General features: G+C 64.7%; 12 protein-coding genes and 2 tRNA genes. 9 read left to right on the forward strand and 5 right to left on the reverse strand.

All coding sequences use genetic code 11. The features are described from left to right. Position 1 precedes the first annotated feature (1 nt). A complete protein-coding gene (locus tag ACUXST_RS10970) occupies positions 2-985 on the reverse strand; it encodes a diacylglycerol/lipid kinase family protein (protein WP_458390010.1) in 984 nt (327 codons plus the stop codon). 175 nt (positions 986-1,160) lie between these two features. Here ACUXST_RS10970 and lptF point away from each other — a divergent pair, with 175 nt between their 5' ends. Then, on the forward strand, positions 1,161-2,363 hold the full coding sequence (lptF, locus tag ACUXST_RS10975) for an LPS export ABC transporter permease LptF (RefSeq protein ID WP_458390011.1): 1,203 nt from the start codon (positions 1,161-1,163) through the stop codon (positions 2,361-2,363). After that, on the forward strand, positions 2,318-3,460 hold the full coding sequence (gene lptG, locus ACUXST_RS10980) for an LPS export ABC transporter permease LptG (RefSeq protein WP_458390012.1): 1,143 nt from the start codon (positions 2,318-2,320) through the stop codon (positions 3,458-3,460). The genes lptF and lptG overlap by 46 nt, the downstream gene beginning before the upstream one ends. A 14-nt stretch (positions 3,461-3,474) precedes the next feature. On the opposite strand, the gene ACUXST_RS10985 is transcribed toward lptG, so the two are convergent. The 4 genes from ACUXST_RS10985 to ACUXST_RS11000 all read right to left on the reverse strand — a co-directional run bounded on the left by ACUXST_RS10985 (position 3,475) and on the right by ACUXST_RS11000 (position 7,581). Beyond that, positions 3,475-6,405, reverse strand: coding sequence for a hypothetical protein (locus ACUXST_RS10985; RefSeq protein WP_458390013.1), 2,931 nt, complete (start codon positions 6,403-6,405; stop codon positions 3,475-3,477). Positions 6,406-6,625: 220 nt separating this feature from the next. Next, a tRNA-Tyr gene (locus ACUXST_RS10990) sits at positions 6,626-6,711 on the reverse strand. 165 nt (positions 6,712-6,876) lie between these two features. Beyond that, positions 6,877-6,950 (reverse strand) — tRNA-Gly (locus tag ACUXST_RS10995). 145 nt (positions 6,951-7,095) lie between these two features. Then, entirely contained in the window at positions 7,096-7,581 is a 486-nt protein-coding gene (locus ACUXST_RS11000) for a helix-turn-helix transcriptional regulator (RefSeq protein ID WP_458390014.1), read from the reverse strand. A 485-nt stretch (positions 7,582-8,066) separates the two neighbouring features. Between ACUXST_RS11000 and trpD the strand changes: the two genes are divergently transcribed. Genes trpD through ACUXST_RS11035 form a run of 7 tightly spaced genes read left to right on the forward strand, consistent with a single transcriptional unit; the run spans position 8,067 to position 18,096 of the window. Further along, positions 8,067-9,137, forward strand: coding sequence for an anthranilate phosphoribosyltransferase (gene trpD / locus ACUXST_RS11005; protein WP_458390015.1), 1,071 nt, complete (start codon positions 8,067-8,069; stop codon positions 9,135-9,137). Beyond that, on the forward strand, positions 9,130-10,515 hold the full coding sequence (gene trpCF / locus ACUXST_RS11010; protein ID WP_458390016.1) for a bifunctional indole-3-glycerol-phosphate synthase TrpC/phosphoribosylanthranilate isomerase TrpF: 1,386 nt from the start codon (positions 9,130-9,132) through the stop codon (positions 10,513-10,515). Before trpD ends, trpCF begins: the two co-directional genes overlap by 8 nt. Further along, positions 10,485-11,666, forward strand: coding sequence for a tryptophan synthase subunit beta (gene trpB / locus ACUXST_RS11015; RefSeq protein WP_458390017.1), 1,182 nt, complete (start codon positions 10,485-10,487; stop codon positions 11,664-11,666). The genes trpCF and trpB overlap by 31 nt, the downstream gene beginning before the upstream one ends. Continuing rightward, complete coding sequence (gene trpA, locus ACUXST_RS11020) at positions 11,663-12,451, forward strand: tryptophan synthase subunit alpha (RefSeq protein WP_458390018.1); 789 nt, start codon at positions 11,663-11,665, stop codon at positions 12,449-12,451. Before trpB ends, trpA begins: the two co-directional genes overlap by 4 nt. 31 nt (positions 12,452-12,482) lie before the next feature. Beyond that, positions 12,483-13,394 (forward strand): non-homologous end joining protein Ku, encoded by a 912-nt coding sequence (ku, locus tag ACUXST_RS11025; RefSeq protein WP_458390019.1) that lies wholly within the window; start codon positions 12,483-12,485, stop codon positions 13,392-13,394. 3 nt (positions 13,395-13,397) lie between these two features. Beyond that, complete coding sequence (gene ligD / locus ACUXST_RS11030; protein WP_458390020.1) at positions 13,398-15,881, forward strand: DNA ligase D; 2,484 nt, start codon at positions 13,398-13,400, stop codon at positions 15,879-15,881. Then, positions 15,874-18,096, forward strand: a complete 2,223-nt coding sequence (locus ACUXST_RS11035) for a penicillin acylase family protein (RefSeq protein ID WP_458390021.1) — start codon at positions 15,874-15,876, stop codon at positions 18,094-18,096. Before ligD ends, ACUXST_RS11035 begins: the two co-directional genes overlap by 8 nt. The last annotated feature ends 1 nt before the right edge of the window (position 18,097 follow it).

An 18,097-nucleotide genomic window follows, 5' to 3' on the forward strand; every position in this document is an offset into this window, starting at 1 on the left:
GTTAGGCGGCGAGCTTGACGAAAGCGAGCGGAGTAGCCGGACGGAGGTGGATCGGCCGGCCGGTTTCCGCGCGGAAGGTTTCGCCGTCGAGGATGACGTTGGAGCTGTCGCCTTCGATCGTGATCTCGTCCGCTTCCTCGAAGTGGACGCCGCGCACCTTCGACCGCCCGAGCTTGCCGCCCAGCGTTGCCGCAAAGGCGCGGATCAGCGATGCCGGCTTCTCCTCGATGGCGAGCAGCTTCAGAACGCCCTTGCGCTTGCCGCCCAGCTCACTCGACAGCAGCAGCTTCTCGAGTGTGGTCACGGCCAGGAGCGAGAACTTGCCGGTCAAGCGGCTCTCGTGCTCGCGCATGGAGACGTTCAACGGCTTGGGGTCCGGCGGCAGGAAGCCTGCCTTCACGCGCAGCAACAGCTTCGCGAACAGCGCTACGGCAGTGAGCGCATGCGCAAGTCCGTTGGGCAAGCCCAGCGGATAGATCTTGTCCCGGCAGTAAAGCATCGTGTCCGCCAGCCCGGCGCCGCCAAGGAACATGCCGATGACCGGTCGGTCGTCCGTGCCCGCGGTCCTCCGGAGCGCGATCAGCTCGCGCGGAACCACGAAGGGTGCGATGTCGCCGCTGCGGACGATCTCGATGAGCTGCTCGAGCGCCGCGATCGGGTCGCCATGGGCGCCCAAGTCGAGCGCGATGAGGTTGGTCTTGCCGCTCGGAAGAACCGCGACTGGAGGCGGCCGGTCACCGAAGTGGCCGCCGTTGTACAATTCGGTCAGCGCCGCCTGCACCGTCCCGTCACCACCGTTAATGACGAGCACCTTCGGCCGGACCTGCGCGATCGTCCGCAAGGCTTCTCCGACCTGGTTGGCGTGCTCGACCTCGTAGTGGAAGATGTCCGGGTGCTCGGCGCAGAATGCGCGGATGCGGGGAAGCTGCGCGAGATTCCCTGTCGACCTGGGATTGGAAAGCAGAGCGATTCGGGAACGGGTCATCAAGCCTCTGTGCCGGCGAGATGTTCGTTCGAAACTGCAGACGTTTTCGACATGATTTCGCAAACCGCTCCGCTATAGGCAATCAGTGGACGGACCCGTTCACAACGGATGCATCCGTCCGTGTTTGCAATGTCGGTCGCCTTTGCGGCCAAATCATGGTGTTGGAACGACCGAATTGCTCCGGTTGCCGCTCATCGACCGATACCTCGCGCGTTCCATCGCCGTCCCTTTGTTCGGCTCGCTGGTCCTCGCGGCGATGCTGCTCGTGCTCGATAAGATGCTTCGGCTCTTCCAATACGTGGTCGACGCGGGTGGCCCGGTCAGCGTCGTCTGGCGGATGCTTGCGAACCTCTTGCCGGAATATCTGTCGCTCGGGATCCCGATTGGGCTGATGCTGGGAATCCTGCTGGCGTTCCGAAAGCTGGCGCTGTCCTCCGAACTGGACGCGCTGCGCGGCATCGGGGTGGGCTACGGGCGCCTGCTGCGAATTCCCTACGCCTTCGCGATCCCGCTGATGCTGCTGAACCTGTTCATCGTCGGCTATCTCGAGCCCTGGTCGCATTACAAATACGAGGGATTGCGGTTTGACTTGAAGTCGGGGGCGCTCGGTGCGGCAATCAAGGTCGGCGAGTTCAACCAGCTAGGACATCGGCTGACGCTGCGGATCGACCGTAGCGAGAGGAAAGGTACGCAGCTCCAGGGCATATTCATCCAGATGGATGACAGGTCCGGCATGACGGTGGCCGCGACGGCGGAGCGGGGACGATTTCTGTCGACAGACGACCCCAACACCATCCTCTTTCGGCTCATCAATGGCCGCCTGATACAGGACTCACCCAAGTTCACGACACCCAGGACGCTGTCCTTCGACTCGTACGACTTGCCAGTCAGCTTGCCTGCCATCGATCAGTTCCGTGGCCGAGGGGGGACGGATTTCGACGAATTGTACCTGCATGAGCTTGGGCGGCTGGGATACGGCAGTGGCGCCATCGATCGGCATCAGCGGCTTGAGGCACAGGCGACACTCCACTTCCGCCTGGTCGAGGTGATCATGATGCTGATGCTGCCATTGCTGGCCATCGCGCTCGCCGTGCCGCCCAAGCGGAGTTCGTCGTCGCTCGGCATTTTCCTCGGAATCGTGATTGTCGTCGCGTACCACAAGGTGAACCAATATGCGGAGCAGGCGGGCGCGCAGGGCCGCATCGAGCCGGTCCTGGCCTTGTGGGTTCCACTGCTTGTGCTCGGCGGGCTGATCATCTGGATGTATCATGTCCTCGCCCACAAGCCCGGGGGCCAGCCCATCGGCGCTCTCGAGCGCGGGGCGGCGAAAGCATGGCGCGCGATCCGCTCGCTCTTTCCAAAGGCGCGAACGGCGTGATCAGCCTCAGGCTTTTCCCGTCCGGACGGATCGCGATTTACACGGTTCGGCTGTTTCTTACCCGGAGCCTGGCGGTGCTGCTCGCGCTAGTACTGATCCTGATGACGCTCGACCTCCTGGGCGAGTCGGGCAAGATCCTGGCGGTGCCCGGCAATGGCGATCCCCAGCTGTGGCAGTATGTCGCGCTTCGCCTGCCGCTGCTGGTCTCGCGCTTCCTGCCATTTTCGGTCCTGCTCGGAGCGCTCATCGCTTTCGTCGGGCTGAACCAGCACAGCGAGGTGGTTGCAATGAAGGCCGCCGGCATTTCTGCGCACCAGCTGCTGGCTCCGCTCATCATCGCGAGCATCGTGATCGCTGCGGCACTGTTCGCTTTTAACGAGACGGTCGTGGTCAAATCCGGTCGCGTGGTCACCGCCTGGAGCGACAACGATTACAAGCCGATCCCGCCGGAGACTGGGATCGTCAGCAATGTGTGGTTGATGAACGGAGAGGACTTGATCCGGGCGGGGCATGTCGGTGGCTCCGGGAGGGCATTCCATGCCGAGACTGTCAGCATCTATGATCGCACCGGCGGCGCGTTGCAGCGCGTCATCCGCGCTGACCGGGCAGTGCCAGTGGCGCCGGCCAGCTGGCGGCTCGAAAATGTCCGGACCTACGATGCCAATATGAACCTGGTCGTCCGCAAGCCGGAGATGATCGGGCTTGCCGGCGTCACGCCACAGCAGCTTACGCTGGCCAAGGTTGATCCAGCCGAGCTCGATTATTTCACGCTGAAGCAGCGGATCGGCGAACTCGAGCGGGCCGGCCGACCCAGCGACGAAGCGAAGGCCGGCCTCGCCCACAAGATCTCCGGACCCCTGTCCACCGTTCTGATGCCGCTGCTTGCGGCCGTCGCTGCGTTCGGGCTTGCGCGCTCTGGCCAGGTGCTGGTGCGTGCAGTCGTCGGCATGGCGCTCGGCTTTGCCTATTTCGTCGCCGACAACTTCAGCCTCGCGATGGGCAACGTCGGCACTTATCCGCCCATGGTCGCTGCCTGGGCGCCGTTCCTTCTGTTCCTGCTGATCGGCGAGACGGTCCTGATGAGGACCGAGGAATAGCGGCGCGCCTCGTTTTAGAACGCCATCCCCGCGCGCAGCCCCCAGCCGTGAATGGCGCCTACGTCAACCCAGCCGGACAGCAAGGGGGCCTTCCGGCCGCCACCAAGCCCGACGCTCAGTCGTCCCGAGGTTCCGCGCCGGCCCAGATTGATCCGCTCGCCTTCATCACCATTGCTGATGCGAAGGACGTCGGAGCCGGAGAATTGATGGAACAGCTGGCCCTCGGCAAACAGGTGCAGCGGTCCCGCTAGGCTGGCCCTGACACCAGCGCGCCCGCGTACCCGCGTTTCGTCATCCGTGTCGAACCGCGTGCCGTCGATCTCGAATCCATCCAATTTCGACTGCACGAGGGACATTCCAAGCTCAAGGTCGAGCGATGCCGGCAACAACGCCGTGCGCCAGCCAAGTTCGACGTCAGCTCCGCTCGACCGCCCGTCGAGCTTCGGTGCCGCGATCGTCGCATTGTGGAACCGCACGCCGTAGCGATCGTGTTTGAGGGTCAGCACGGCGTAGGGGCCGACCGCTGCGCCCACTGTCGCGTAAGCGCCGATGTTCCAACCGCTCGCCGAGAGCCTTGATGACCCACCAGCGTCGCTGCGTGCCCTCTCGTAGCCGGCCGTCGCGCCGACCAACGCTGGACCTGCACTAGCGTCCAAGCCGAGCTGGCCGCCCAGCCGATCGGTGTCGAGCCGCGTTGAGATCGGCGTGTCCGCTCCGAACAGCTCGACGTGGCGCTGTCCACCGGAGCGATCGCTGCCGCCATAAGCCTGACCCCACACACCGAGCTTCGGGAAGAAGCTGCCTCGTCCCGAAATGCTTGCGCGCAGCGCATCGAAGCTCTGGAACCACATGTCGGAACCCGCCCGCCCGATTACCGCCAGATCGGTCGCCGCTGGGTCGAGCGCCGCAACGATGTACAGGCCGTCGTCCCGCGCCCGCACCACAGGTGCGAACAGGCCGTAGTCGCCAAGGCCCTGAATCGTGAACGCATGCGCGTCCGCCGATCCCTCGACCAGGCGCACGCCGGCGGCGTTCACCGGAGCGTTGCTGTCGAGCCAGTTGATGGAGAGCACGGTGTTGCCGCTGATCGTGCCGTCGACGGCAAGGACATCCGCGACATCCAGCGATCGGCTGATGTCCAGCAGAACCGCTGCGCCGGTGCCGCCGCTGTAATCACCGGTCAGACGCAGCCGGTCGCCGGCAACGCCGTTCTGCAGGCTGACCGTCCCGCCGGCGTTCTGGAAAGCCTCGAGGTGCGCCAGCGTGACGTTGCCCGAGGTGTTGAGCTGGCCCGTGTTGGCGAAGAGGTCACTGCCGCCGCCGAAATCGCTGTCGCGGCTGATCGAGATCTGCCCCGCATTGTCGACCCGGTCTTCACCGTCACCGAAGTTCAGCTGGCCAGTGACGGAACCCGTTTCGGCAACCGAAACATGAACGGGCCCGCCGAAAGCCTGGATCGCCGGCCCTTCCGCCGACGCAACCGCTCCGGCAATGTCGAGGGTCGTGGCGCCGGCGTTCGATATGATGCCGCCCGTGAGTCCGGACACCTGGCGGCCTGCCTCCAGAGCGAGAGAGAATGTCGAAGCGTCGCCGACCAGGATGGCCGTTCCCTGCTCGCTGACGATATTGCCAAGGATCTGCGGTGCGAGGTTCGTCGCAAAGGACGAACCAGGGAGGGCATCGGCGGCAATCCGGATCCCGTCTGCGCCATCGCCGGAGACGTGCACCCCGCCCAACCTGAGGTCGTAAACCATGTCCGTGGTGGAGGGATGGATGTTGATGCCGTGGGACTGCACGCCCGTGGTCGTCACCTGGCCAGTCGCGAGGGTGATGAACTGATAGCCGGACACCAAAACGCCGACACTGTTGTCGCCGCTCGTCGTCACGTCGCCCGTGGTCAGGATCGTGTCGGCGACATTGACGCCGTTGCTGTTGTTCCCGGTCGTGACGATGTTTCCGACGGTGCCGATGGTACCACCGAAAGAATAGCTCCGCAGCCCGTCGGCGTCATTGCCGCGGGTAGTGATGTTTCCGAGCGAGAACATCGTTTCGTTGAGGTCGGCGCCGGCGCTGCCGTCTCCTTGGGTGGAGATGTCGCCGCAAGTGGCGAAAACGCGGCCGTCGCTGCCGTAGGTCCGCAGGCCAACGCTGTTGCCTCCCGATGTCGCAATGCTGCGGCAGTCGAGATGGATTGCGCCGTCATGGGTATTTAGGACGATGCCGCTGCCGCCGTCGCCGGTTACCTGGACGTCCAGAACTTTCAGGTCGATGTCACCGAAGTCCAGCGTGCTGACGCTAACACCTGCATGATTGGCGATGACATTGCCCAGGTTGATGGCGCCGGTCTCGGTCGCGACGCTGACGCCGTCCGACCCTGCCCCGGTCGCGCTTACGTCACCGCAGGCCAGCGTGGCGCTCGAGCTTGCGAAAACGCTGACGGCGTTCGCGTTCGCGCCCGTCGTGCTGACATTGCCGCACTGGACCGACGCTCTTGAGAAGGTGTCGAAGAATGACAGGCCGGCCGTTACGCGAACGCCGTTCGCGTCGGCGGCTTCGGTGCTGACATTGCCGACGCTTACAGTTACGTCGCCGTCCGCACCCGCCAGCAAACCGGCCGATCCCCCTCCGAACGTTTCTAGATTGCCGTCCTGCCGGTAATCGATATTCCCGCCGGCGGTGAGCGAAACGGCCCCAGCGCCGGCGGATAGCGTGCGGATGTCACCGACGATTGTCCCGCTCAGGTCCGCGCCGCTGGATCCCAGCAGCCCCTCGCCGGGTATTACGCTGCCCGGTGTAGCCTGGCCGGTTGCGGTGACGCTGCCGTTTTCGACGCAGTCCACCTGACCGCCGGCGCTCTGGCTGCACACGGCCTGAGCGGCCGCCTGCCCGCCCACGAAGAGTGGAACTGCCGCGACCCCCGATAACACCGACGATCGATACGCCATCAACTTACGCAACACCGCAGTCCCCCCGACTCCAGCCCGGTCACGCTCCGTCGGCGAGACCGACAGTTGCGATGTGTTCAACGTAACATGAACTTCCCGCCGGTGGATACGGAAACGGCTGCCGCTAATTTAGGCGCGGATTGCGAGAGCTTCCCGCCTGGGACTTCTCACTCCCGCTAGCTCGACTGGCCGGTAAAGCTTGGTAGCCATTGAGGAGCGATGGTGGAGAGGGCTGGATTCGAACCAGCGTACGCTTGCGCGGGCAGATTTACAGTCTGCTGCCTTTAACCACTCGGCCACCTCTCCACGAGGCTCGCCACGCGCAGACCATCACGAGGACGGTTGAGCATGACTTAGGCAAGGCGCGCCAAATGGCGGTGCGAGCGCAGTGTGTCAACGCGAGGTTCGCCTAAGTTTTCGGCTCGCCAGATGCTCCGCGCCGCGCACGCTGGGTCGCTCGGCTGATTAGGCTGGAGCGGGTGAAGGGAATCGAACCCTCGTCGTAAGCTTGGAAGGCTTCTGCTCTACCATTGAGCTACACCCGCGGGCTTTGGGAAGGACGGAGCGTCTCCCCAGGCGCCTAGACGCTTGTCGATTGCCACAACGAACTCGCCCGGGTCAACTAAAGGCGGTGGCTCGCGTCTGCGGGCGAGCCCCGAACTTCGCGCATCTGACAAGCGCGGCCAGGCCTTACTCGAGGCGCAGTTCGAATGCGGCGTTTCGGGGCGAATGTCCGAAAACGCGCCGAAAGGCGTGGCTGAAACTGCTCGCACCGGCAAATCCGTAGTCGTCGGAAACATGCGCGATCGTCACGCGGCGGCGCTGGGCCTCGGCCATGGCGGTGCGGAGGCGCAGCTTGCGATGGTAGCTCGCGGGCGTCTCACCGAAACAGTGCTGGAAGGCTCGCAGCAACTGGAACGGAGAACTGCCTACCACTCGCCCAAGCTCATCAAGGCCGACGGCCCGATGCAAGATGCTGTGGAGGAAACTCTGTGCCAGCGTAGCCCGACGAAGCATTTCGTAGCGAGTTGCTGCCTTGGCAGCCTTTACCTGAGCAGATTGTTCGAGGAGCGATCTCGTGACGACAGGAATCTTCGTGCGCAATGCTGTGACCAACTGGGCTGCGACAAGTTCCGGGCGGCCAGACTTCAGGAGGGCGCCGGCGGATTCACGCATCACGTCCCCCACCGGGGTACAATCCGCACTGACGACTAGCGGACCCAGGTTATGCAAGCGGCAATTCGACGAACCGGCGAACTGCGGGCGTTTCGCGGCTGGTTCAAACGAAGGCGGAGATCATTGGGCACGGTTGCGTATGGGTCCATTTCGTTTCGGCTCCTCCGCGAAGTGTAGCGTTTCAGGGCGGGCGGAAGTTGACGGTTCTTGCGCGATTGCAGGCAGGGCGCGGCCTTTCGACTGCTCACTGGCTGCGCGCTTACGAACTACCCCGCTGCTGACCGTGCCCCGCTTGACCGGGTGCAAGCCCTTGCCTAGCAATCGATTCGATGACGCGCCCCCTCGCCCCTGCTGCTGCTTACCGCTGGTGGCGGACGTGCGGCTTTGCGGCGCGATGGCGCGACTGATCGACTGACAACCGATCATCGCCAGCCCGCCCGCCACCGGCGGGTTTTTTTGTGCCCGCGTCATCAAGGAACCCTAAGATGCTCACCACTGCCAAAGCCGCTCCAGCCCAAGCTCCGGCTGCCCAAGCGGCGTCGCATCCAGTGCCGAACCCGTTGCCAAAGCTCCTCACCGGCGAGGACCTGCCGATCGAGGATTCGGAGCACCTGTTCGAGCGTCTCGTAATCGGCAAGCTGGAGCCGGCCGAGATCGCCGGGATGCTCATTGCGCTGCGAATGAAGGGGGAGACGGCGGAAGAGATGATCGGCGCCGCAAAGGCGCTGTCGGCCGCTGCCCTCCCGTTCGAGCGGCCGGATTACCTCTATGCCGACTGTTGCGGGACCGGCGGCGATTCCTCGGGGCTGATCAATGTTTCCACCGCCACCGCCTTTGTCGCGGTCGCCTGCGGTCTGCCCGTGGCCAAGCACGGCAACCGGAGCATCAGCTCACGTTGCGGGTCGGCGGACGTGCTGGAAGCGTTGGGCGCGAAGATCGAAGTGCCGCCCGAAAAAGCGCGGGCATTGCTCGACGAAACAGGGTTCTGTTTCCTGTTTGCGCCGGCTTACCACCCCGGAATGAAGCATGCGGCGCTTGTTCGGCGCCAACTTCAGGTGCGAACCATCATGAATTTGCTGGGACCGTGCATCAATCCGGCGCGGCCACCGGTGCAGTTGCTCGGGGTGGCGGACCCAAAGATGCTGCGCCGGGTCGCGCAGACGCTCGAAGCGATGGGCGTGCATCAGGCGCTCGTCGTGCACGGGTCCGGCCTCGATGAAGTGGCGCTGCACGGGGAGACGCGCGCGGTGCGCCTCTCGAACGGCACTATGGACGAGATTGAGCTCTCGCCCGAAGACGCGGGTCTCGAACGCGCGCCGCTGAAGGTGGTCACCGGGGGCGATGTCGAGGAAAATGCGGTGCGCTTCAAGGCGCTGCTCGCCGGGCGCGGGACCAAACCCGAGGAAGACATCGTTGTCCTCAACACCGCGGCATTGCTGATGACTGCGGGACAGGACGAGAGTTTGCGCGAAGGTGCGGCCCGGGCTCGCCAGGCGATCGCATCGGGCGCGGTGGCAAAGGCGCTCGCGGCCTATGTGGAGGCGAGCCGTGACTGAGAGCGTTCTGGGCGAGATTGCTGCCCGCAAGAAGGTAGACCTCGCGGCGCGATATGGTGGGGTGACGCTCGACAGGCTGCGGGAGCAGGCGACGCCGACCGACCGCAGCCTAGTCAAGGCAATCGCCCGGCCGGGTGCCCGCTTCATCCTGGAAATCAAGAAGGCCTCGCCTTCCGAAGGGGCAATCCGCGCAACGGCAGACCCGGCCGGCTTGGCGGCGGCATATAGCGGCATCGCCGATGCGCTGAGCGTGCTCTGTGACGAGCCCTACTTCGGCGGCTCGCTGGACGATCTCACTGCCGCCCGAGGCAGCTTCGACGGGCCAATCCTGGCCAAGGACTTCTTCCTCGATGTGCGGCAGGTCGTCGAGGCACGGATCGCCGGCGCGGATGCGGTGCTCGTGATGCTCTCGCTCCTCGATGACCAAGCCGCCCGCGAGATCATCGGCGAGGCGAACCGCTTCGGGATGGATGCGCTGGTCGAGGTTCACGACGAAGCGGAGATGCACCGCGCGCTGGCGCTCGGGGCTCCACTGATCGGCATCAACAACCGCGATCTTCGCGACCTCTCGATCGACCTTTCGGCGACCGAGCGCCTCGCACAGCTTGCACCTGATCGCCTGCTGATCTCGGAATCCGGGATCCGGAGCCGCGCCGACGTCGAACGCCTTTCCGGTCAGGTCGATGGGTTCCTGGTTGGCACCTCGCTGATGCGGGCCGCCGAGCCGAGCCAGGCGGCGCGTGAGCTGGTGTTCGGGCGGGTGAAGCTTTGCGGATTGAACCGGGAAGAAGACATCGCCGCAGCGAGCCTGGCGACGTTCGCCGGTCTCGTGTTCGTGCCCGAAAGCCCGCGGTACCTGACCGCCGAGCAGGCCGCGCCGCTTGCAGGTCTCGCGCGGCGATCAGGCATCCTGCCCGTGGGCGTGTTCCGCAATGAGGAACTGGGCGTCGTCGCTGACGTCGCAACGCTGCTCAACCTGCACGCGGTACAGCTGCACGGTGAGGAGGACGCCGATTACATCAGCGCGCTGCGGGAGCATCTGCCACCCGCGACCGAGATCTGGGCCGTGGCAAGCGTCGGGCGGGGCGGGCTTTCGCCGCGTGGCGCCGAACGGATACTATTCGACAATGCCGACGGCGGTTCGGGCCGCGCCTTCGACTGGAGCGCCATCGCCGATCATCCGAACCTCGCCGGTGCGATCGTCGCGGGAGGGATTGGCGTCGAGAACGCGCGAGCGGCGCAGGCGTTGGGAGCATATGCGATCGATGTCGGCTCGTCGGTCGACGAGACCCCAGGCGTGAAGTCCGCTCAGAAAATTGCCGAGCTGTTCAACGCGTTGCGGCCCGCGTGCAGAGAGGCAGTGTCGACATGCGCCTGAACGGCCGCTTTGGCCGGTTCGGCGGCTGCTATGTTCCCGAGATCCTCGTTCCTGCGCTCGAGCAGCTCGAGGCTGCGTTCCTCGACGCCCAGGAGGATTCCGCCTTCACGACCGAGCTGAATGGATTGCTCGGAGAATATGCAGGGCGCCCGACGCCGCTGACCCGCTGCCGCAATCTCCCGTCCAACCTCTACCTCAAGCGCGAGGACCTGCTTCACGGTGGCGCGCACAAGACCAATCAGGTGCTCGCCCAGGGGCTGCTTGCCAAGCGCATGGGCAAGACCCGCCTGATCGCCGAGACGGGCGCGGGCCAGCACGGCGTGGCGACGGCGATCGTCGGCGCTCTGCTGGGTTTCGACACGGTCATCTACATGGGCGCCGAAGACGTCGAGCGGCAGCAGCTGAACGTGTTCCGGATGCAGCTGATGGGCGCGACGGTGGTGCCCGTCGAAAGCGGGGGCCGCACCCTCAAGGACGCCATCAATGAGGCGCTGCGCGACTGGTCGGCGAGCTTCGAAACCACGCACTACCTTCTCGGCACTGCCGCCGGCCCACACCCCTTCCCGCTCATGGTGCGGGAGTTCCAGCGCGTTATCGGCCGTGAAGCCCGGGCGCAGATCATCGAGCAGGTCGGGCGCTTGCCGGACGCGGTCGTTGCCTGCGTTGGCGGCGGGTCGAACGCAATCGGGCTGTTCTCCGACTTTGTGGACGACGACGTGCGGCTGGTCGGCGTCGAGGCGGCGGGCAGGGGTCTCGACGGTGCCGACCATGGCGCCACGCTTCTTAAAGGACGCCCGGGCATCCTGCACGGTGCCGAGACCTACCTGCTGCAGGACGCGGAGGGGCAGGTGGATGACACCTGGTCGGTATCCGCCGGCCTCGATTATCCCGCCGTCGGGCCCGAACATGCGCACCTCAAGGACTCGGGACGCGCACAATATATAGGCGCGACGGACACCGAGGCGCTGGCCGCCTTCACGGCTCTGGCAGAGAACGAGGGCATTCTCTGCGCCTTCGAGTCCGCGCACGCGCTCGCCCATGCGCTGAAGCTCGCGAGCGACCATCCGGAAAGCGTTATCGTCGTTGGACTTTCCGGTCGAGGCGACAAGGACGTGGCCCAGGCGCAGCAGCTGATTGGGCCGTCCGCGTGAGCCGCTACGCAGCCATGTTCGAGCGTCTCGGGCGCCGGGGCGAGGCGGCGTTCGGCGCTTTCCTGATGCTCGGCGATCCCGATCTCGAGAGAAGTGCCGCGCTTCTCGACGTCGTCGTCGAGGGAGGTGCCGATATGATCGAAGTCGGAATTCCTTTCTCCGACCCTGTGGCTGATGGACCCGTCATCCAGGCGGCCGGTCAGCGGGCGCTTGCCGCCGGTGTTCGGGTGGGCGACTGCTTCGCCCTAATCGCGGCATTCCGGCAAAGACACCCGGACGTGCCGGTCGGCATCCTGACATATGCGAACCTCGTGATGGCTCGCGGCGGCTTCGCCCGCGATGCGGCCGAGGCGGGGGCAGACAGCCTGCTGATCGCCGATGTCCCCTCCATCGAAGCGGAGCCGTTCGCCCTGCAGATGGAGCAGGCGGGCATCGAACCGGTGCTCATCGCGGCGGCAAACACTCCGGACGCTGCGCTGGCGCGCATCGCTTCTGTGTCGAAGGCTTACACTTACTGCGTGAGCAGGTCGGGGATCACCGGAACCCACGTTGGGGGCGCGTTCGATCCAACCCTCACCAGCCGGTTGCGAGCCGTGGGCGCTCCGCCGCCGGTATTCGGCTTCGGCATCTCGAAGCCGGAGCACGTCCGAGTTGCCATTCACGCAGGAGCGGCAGGCGTCATCTGTGGCTCGGCGATCGTCGATTGCGCGGCGCAGGGGAGTGACGTTGCAGCGCTGGTCCGCAGTCTCAAGGCGGCGACACGGAACGACTCGGCTGCGCAATGATTGAATCGTCCCAGCGAAGGGAGACGATATCATGGCCGCGAGACCGATCTGGCGAGGACAAATCCGGCTGGCGCTGGTGTCCATTCCGGTCGAGCTTTACTCGGCGACCAAGAGTGGCGCGGCCATTCAGTTTCACCAGGTCCACGAGCCGACCGGCAAGCGCATCAAATATGAAAAGGTGGTGCCCGGCGTCGGACCGGTAGACCGCGACGAGATCGTCAAAGGCTACGAGGTGTCGAAGGGACATTACGTGCTGCTCGATCCTGAAGAGATCGAGAGCGTGAAGCTCGAAAGCCGCAAGACGCTCGACCTCGTCCAGTTCGTCGACGCCGACGATATCGATGCCATGTACTTCGACCGGCCGTACTTCATCGTACCGGCTGACGATCTCGCCGAAGAAGCGTTCGTGGTCCTTCGCGATGCGCTGCGGGCGGCGAAGAAGGTCGGCGTCGGACAGCTTGCCATGCGCGGACAGGAATATGTGGTGGCAATCAAGCCGTGTGGGCGCGGGATGCTGCTGGAAACGCTGCGCTACGCCGACGAGGTCAACAAGGCGCAGTCCTATTTCCGCGAGATCGGCGATGAGAAGCCCGACGCAGACCTGCTCGACATGGCGTCGATGCTGATCGAGCGGAAAACGGGCAAGTTCGATCCATCCGAGTTCCACAACCGCTACGTCGATGCGCTTCACGAGCTCATCGAGGAGAAGAAGCGGGCGAAAGGCGAGAAGGTGATCCAGGATCCGGACGCTGATGCGCCGCCGCCGAAGGGCTCCAACGTCGTGGACCTCATGGCCGCTTTGAAGCGCAGTCTTGGCAATCAGGATGAGGCGGGCAGCGCGAACGACAACGCCGGCGCGAAGAAGAAGGCCACCGCCGCCAAAAAGGCTCCGGCGAAGAAGGAGCCTGCGAAGAAGGCCGCCGGCGGCCGCAAGCGGGCATAAGCCATGGCCCGGCGCGTGCCGCTCGACATCGACACCTACAACCGCAAGCGCGACTTCTCGAAAACGAAGGAGCCCAAAGGCCGCAAGCTAAAGGGCAAGGGCGACAGCTTCGTCGTCCAGAAACACGACGCGTCGCGGCTGCACTGGGATTTTCGGCTGGAGCTCGACGGCGTGCTGAAGAGCTGGGCGGTGCCGAAAGGTCCGAGCCTCGATCCGGGGCAAAACCGGCTGGCGATGCGGACCGAGGATCATCCGCTCGACTACGGCACCTTCGAAGGCACGATCCCGGCCGGTGAATATGGCGGCGGCACGGTGATGCTGTGGGACCAGGGTCGCTGGATACCGGAACCGACAAAGGACCCGAGCAAGACGATCGAGGAAGGTCACCTCCACTTCACGCTCGAAGGCGAGCGGATGAAGGGCGAGTGGGTGATGTTTCGCTTGAAGCCCAAGCCCGGGGAGAAAGCCGAGCCGTGGATGCTGAAGAAGGTCACGGACGAGTTCGCCGCTCCCGACGACGGCGACGCGCTCGTCGACAATTGCGTGACCAGCGTGACGACGGAGCGGACGATGGCCGAGATTGCGGCGGGCGAAGACGTCTGGCGTTCGAACCGCGGCGGTCAGAAGGGCGGGCGGGCGAAGAAGTCCGCAGCGAAGGCGCCGCCGTTTGAGGAGCCACAACTCGCTACCCTTGTCGACGAAGTCCCGACCGGGAACTCGTGGATCCACGAATACAAATATGACGGCTACCGGCTGCTGCTGTCCGTCGGCGATGGAGTGGCGACCGCCTGGACGCGCAACGGCAAGGACTGGAGCGACAAGTTCAAAGCGCTGGTGAAGGCGGCGGCGAAGCTGCCCGCCGGCTGCCTGCTCGATGGGGAAGCCGCGGCGCTCGATGACGAGGGGCGCCCGAGCTTCCAGCTGCTCCAATCCACGCTGAAGGACAGCAAGGGCGCCAACCTGGTCTTTTATGCCTTCGACCTGCTGATCGACCGAGGCGAGGACATCCGCAAGCTGCCCAACATCGAGCGCAAGGCGCGCCTGGCGGCGCTGCTGGAGGGCGTGTCGCCGCCGATCATTTATGGGGACCATGTCGTCGGCCGCGGCGAGGCTTTGTTCACCGAGGTCTGCAAGCAGGGCGGCGAAGGAATCATCTCCAAGAAGGCGGACGCTCCGTATCGCGGCACCCGCACGCGTTGCTGGCTCAAGGTCAAGTGCATCCAGCGCCAGGAGTTCGTAATCGTCGGTTGGTCGGAGAGCGACAAGCGCCGCGGTTTCCGGTCGTTGCTGCTGGCGGCAAGGGACGGCAGCAAGCTGAACTACGTCGGCAAGGTCGGCACCGGCTTCAACGCCAAGCTGATCGACGAACTGATGGAGCGGATGGCGCCGCTCGCCGTAGAAAAGGCGCCGGTGAAAGTGCCCCGTGGGGATCAGCGCGGCGCACACTTCATCAGGCCGGAGCTGGTCGGAGAAATCGCGTTCACCGAGTTCACGACCGACGGCGTGCTTCGGCACCCCAGTTTCATCGGCCTTCGCGAGGACAAGCCCGCGTCACAGGTGGTCCGGGAAACTCCGAAGCATCTCAAGAACGCCGAGAAGAAGAAGGACAGGCCGACGGTCGAGAACCTCGGCATCAAGCTCACCAACCCCGAGCGGCTGATCTTCCCGGACGAGAAGCTGACCAAGCTCGACCTCGCCAACTATTACACTGCCGTGGAACCGCTGATTCTGATCGACGCGGCGAACCGTCCGATGACCCTGATCCGCTGCCCGCAGGGACGGGCGAAGAAATGCTTTTTCCAGAAGCACGACAGCGGCTCGTTCGGCGAAGAGGTCAAGCACGTCCCGATCAAGGAGAAGGACGGCTCCATCCAGGACTACCTCTACTTCGAAGACATCAGGGGCCTGCTTGCCTGCGTGCAGATGGGCACGATCGAGTTCCACGGCTGGGGAAGCAAGATCGAGAAAGTCGAATATCCGGACCGGCTCGTGTTCGACCTGGACCCGGACGTCGGCCTCGATTTCGCCAAGGTGAAGGAAGCGGCGGTTCGGCTAAAGGACCTACTCGGCGACCTCGGGCTGAAAACCTATCCGCTACTCTCGGGGGGCAAGGGCATCCACGTCGTGGTGCCGCTGGACGCGTCGCGTGATTGGACGGCGGTTAAAAGCTTCGCCGAGCGGTTCAGCCGGGCAATCGCCGAAGCCGAGCCGGAGATGTTCACCGCCAACATCCGCAAGGTGCAACGGCAGGGACGGATATTCCTCGACTGGCTGCGCAATCAGCGGGGCGCGACGGCAGTGATGCCCTACTCGGCGAGGGCCCGCGAAGGCGCTCCGGTGTCGGCGCCGATCGCGTGGGAAGAGCTCGACCGCTACAACAGCGGACACCACTTCAGCATCCGTGATGCCGACGAGCTTCTCGAACGCGCAAGTTCGAAGATGCTTGCAGGCTGGGGCCAGGCCAAGCAATCATTGCCGGATGCATAGAACCCGCCGCGCCGCCTTCCTTCCGCTACTGCTCATCCTCACTGCTGCCGCGCCTCCCGAACTCGCCCGATGGCGCTCGGAAGCGGCTCGCGTGACGATCACGCGCGACGAGTGGGGCATCGCGCACGTGCACGGCAAGAGCGATGCCGACGCGGTCTTGGGCATGATCTATGCGCAGGCCGAAGACGACTTCCCACGGATCGAAGCGAACTACCTGACCAATCTGGGGCGCACGGCGGAGGCAGATGGCGAGAAGGCGATCTGGCAGGATCTGCGGGCACGGCTCTACGTTAGCGAGAGCGAATTGAAGGCCGAGTACGCGGAGAGCCCCGCGCCGATGCAGCGGCTGATGAACGCTTGGGCCGACGGGTTGAATTATTTCTTGGCGACTCATCCGAATGTCCGTCCGCGTGTGCTCACCCGGTTCGAGCCATGGATGGCCTTGAGCTTCACAGAAGGAAGCATCGGCGGCGATATCGAGCGCATCGATCTGGATCAGCTGAAGTCGTTCTACTCGCGCCGTCATGATGACGTTGTTTCAGTATCCGTTCCGCAGACTGCAGCTGCCGCGAACAGATGGGCCCGGAAACAAACGCGGAGTGACGATTACACGCGCGACACCGAGCCGCGGGGCTCCAACGGGATTGCAATCGCCCCAAAGCTGACCGGCGACGGTGCGCTGCTCCTCATCAATCCGCACACTAGCTTCTACTTCCGCTCCGAACTGCAGATGTCGAGCGATGAGGGGCTGAACGCTTACGGCGCGGCCACCTGGGGACAGTTCTTCATCTATCAGGGCTTCAACCCGCACGCGGGCTGGATGCATACGTCGAGCGGCGTCGACAACGTCGACGAGTTCGCCGAGACCATCCGGCGGCGGGGTCGCGGCTTCTGCTATCGCTACGGCAGTGAGTGCCGGCCCGTGGGCGTGCGGCCGGTGACCATCGGCTACCGTACTGCCGCCGGCCGCCTCGCGTCGCGCAGTTTCACGACCTACCGCACGGGACATGGGCCAATCGTGCGCTCGGAGAAGGGACGGTGGATTGCATTCGCGATGATGAACCGCCCCATAGAGGCGCTTCAGCAGAGCTTCCTGCGCACGCGCGCCACCGACCTGCAGTCCTTCATGAAAGTGGCGGAGTTGAAAGCTAACAGCTCGAACAACACGGTGTTCGCCGACGACAAGGGCGAAATCGCCGTGCTCGCGCCGCAGTTCATGCCGAGGCGCGACAACCGCTTCGATTACACGAAGCCGGTCGACGGCAGCGATCCGGCAACGGACTGGAAGGGGCTGCACGCCGTCTCGGAGCTTCCGAACACCATCAATCCGCCGACGGGCTGGGCGTTCAACAGCAACGACTGGCTGTATTCGGCGGCAGGGCAATATTCGCCGAAACCGAACAACTTTCCTGCCTATCTGGACATGGCCGGAGCCAATTACCGGACGGTGCATGATGTTCGGCTGCTCAGCCAACCGGGGCGCTGGAGCCTCGACCGGCTGCAAGCCGCCGCCTACGACAGTGCGCAGCCGGCGTTCGAGGCACTTGTGCCGATGCTGGTCAGGGCTTGGCAGGTGCTGCCGTCCAGCGATCCACGCCGCGCACGCTTCGCCGACTCGATCGCTGCGCTGAACAGCTGGGACAAGAGGTGGTCGGTAGGCTCGGTGCCGAATACGGTCGCGAACTTCTGGGGTGACGAGCTCGCCAAGGCAGTCAACGGCCGCACTTGGGCAGACCACGACAATGCCTTCCGCCACATGGAGCGCCTAAGCAGCCAAGAGAAGCTCGTGACCTTCGGGCGGGCTCTGGACCGGCTGCAGCACGACTTTGGCGGGTGGCGAGTGCCGTGGGGCGAGGTGAACCGTTTCCAGCGCATCTCGCCCGCGATCGACTCGCCGTTCGACGACAAGGCGCCGAGCATTCCGGTGGGCTTCACGTCCAACCGCTGGGGATCGTTGGCGTCGTTCGGCGCGACGCAGAAGCCGGGCACGAAACGATGGTACGGGACGAACGGCAACAGCTTCGTCGCGGTAGTGCAGTTCGGGCCACGGGTGCGGGCGCGGGCAGTGACGGCGGGCGGCGAGAGCGGGCACCCGCAATCGCCGCACTTCGCCGACGAGGCGCAGCGTTACGTCTCGGGCAACCTGCGCGACGTCTACTTCTACCCGGACCAGCTTCGCGGCCACACCGAGCGTGCCTACCGCCCGGGCCAGTGAA

This window comes from Sphingomonas sp. F9_3S_D5_B_2 (assembly GCF_054263715.1).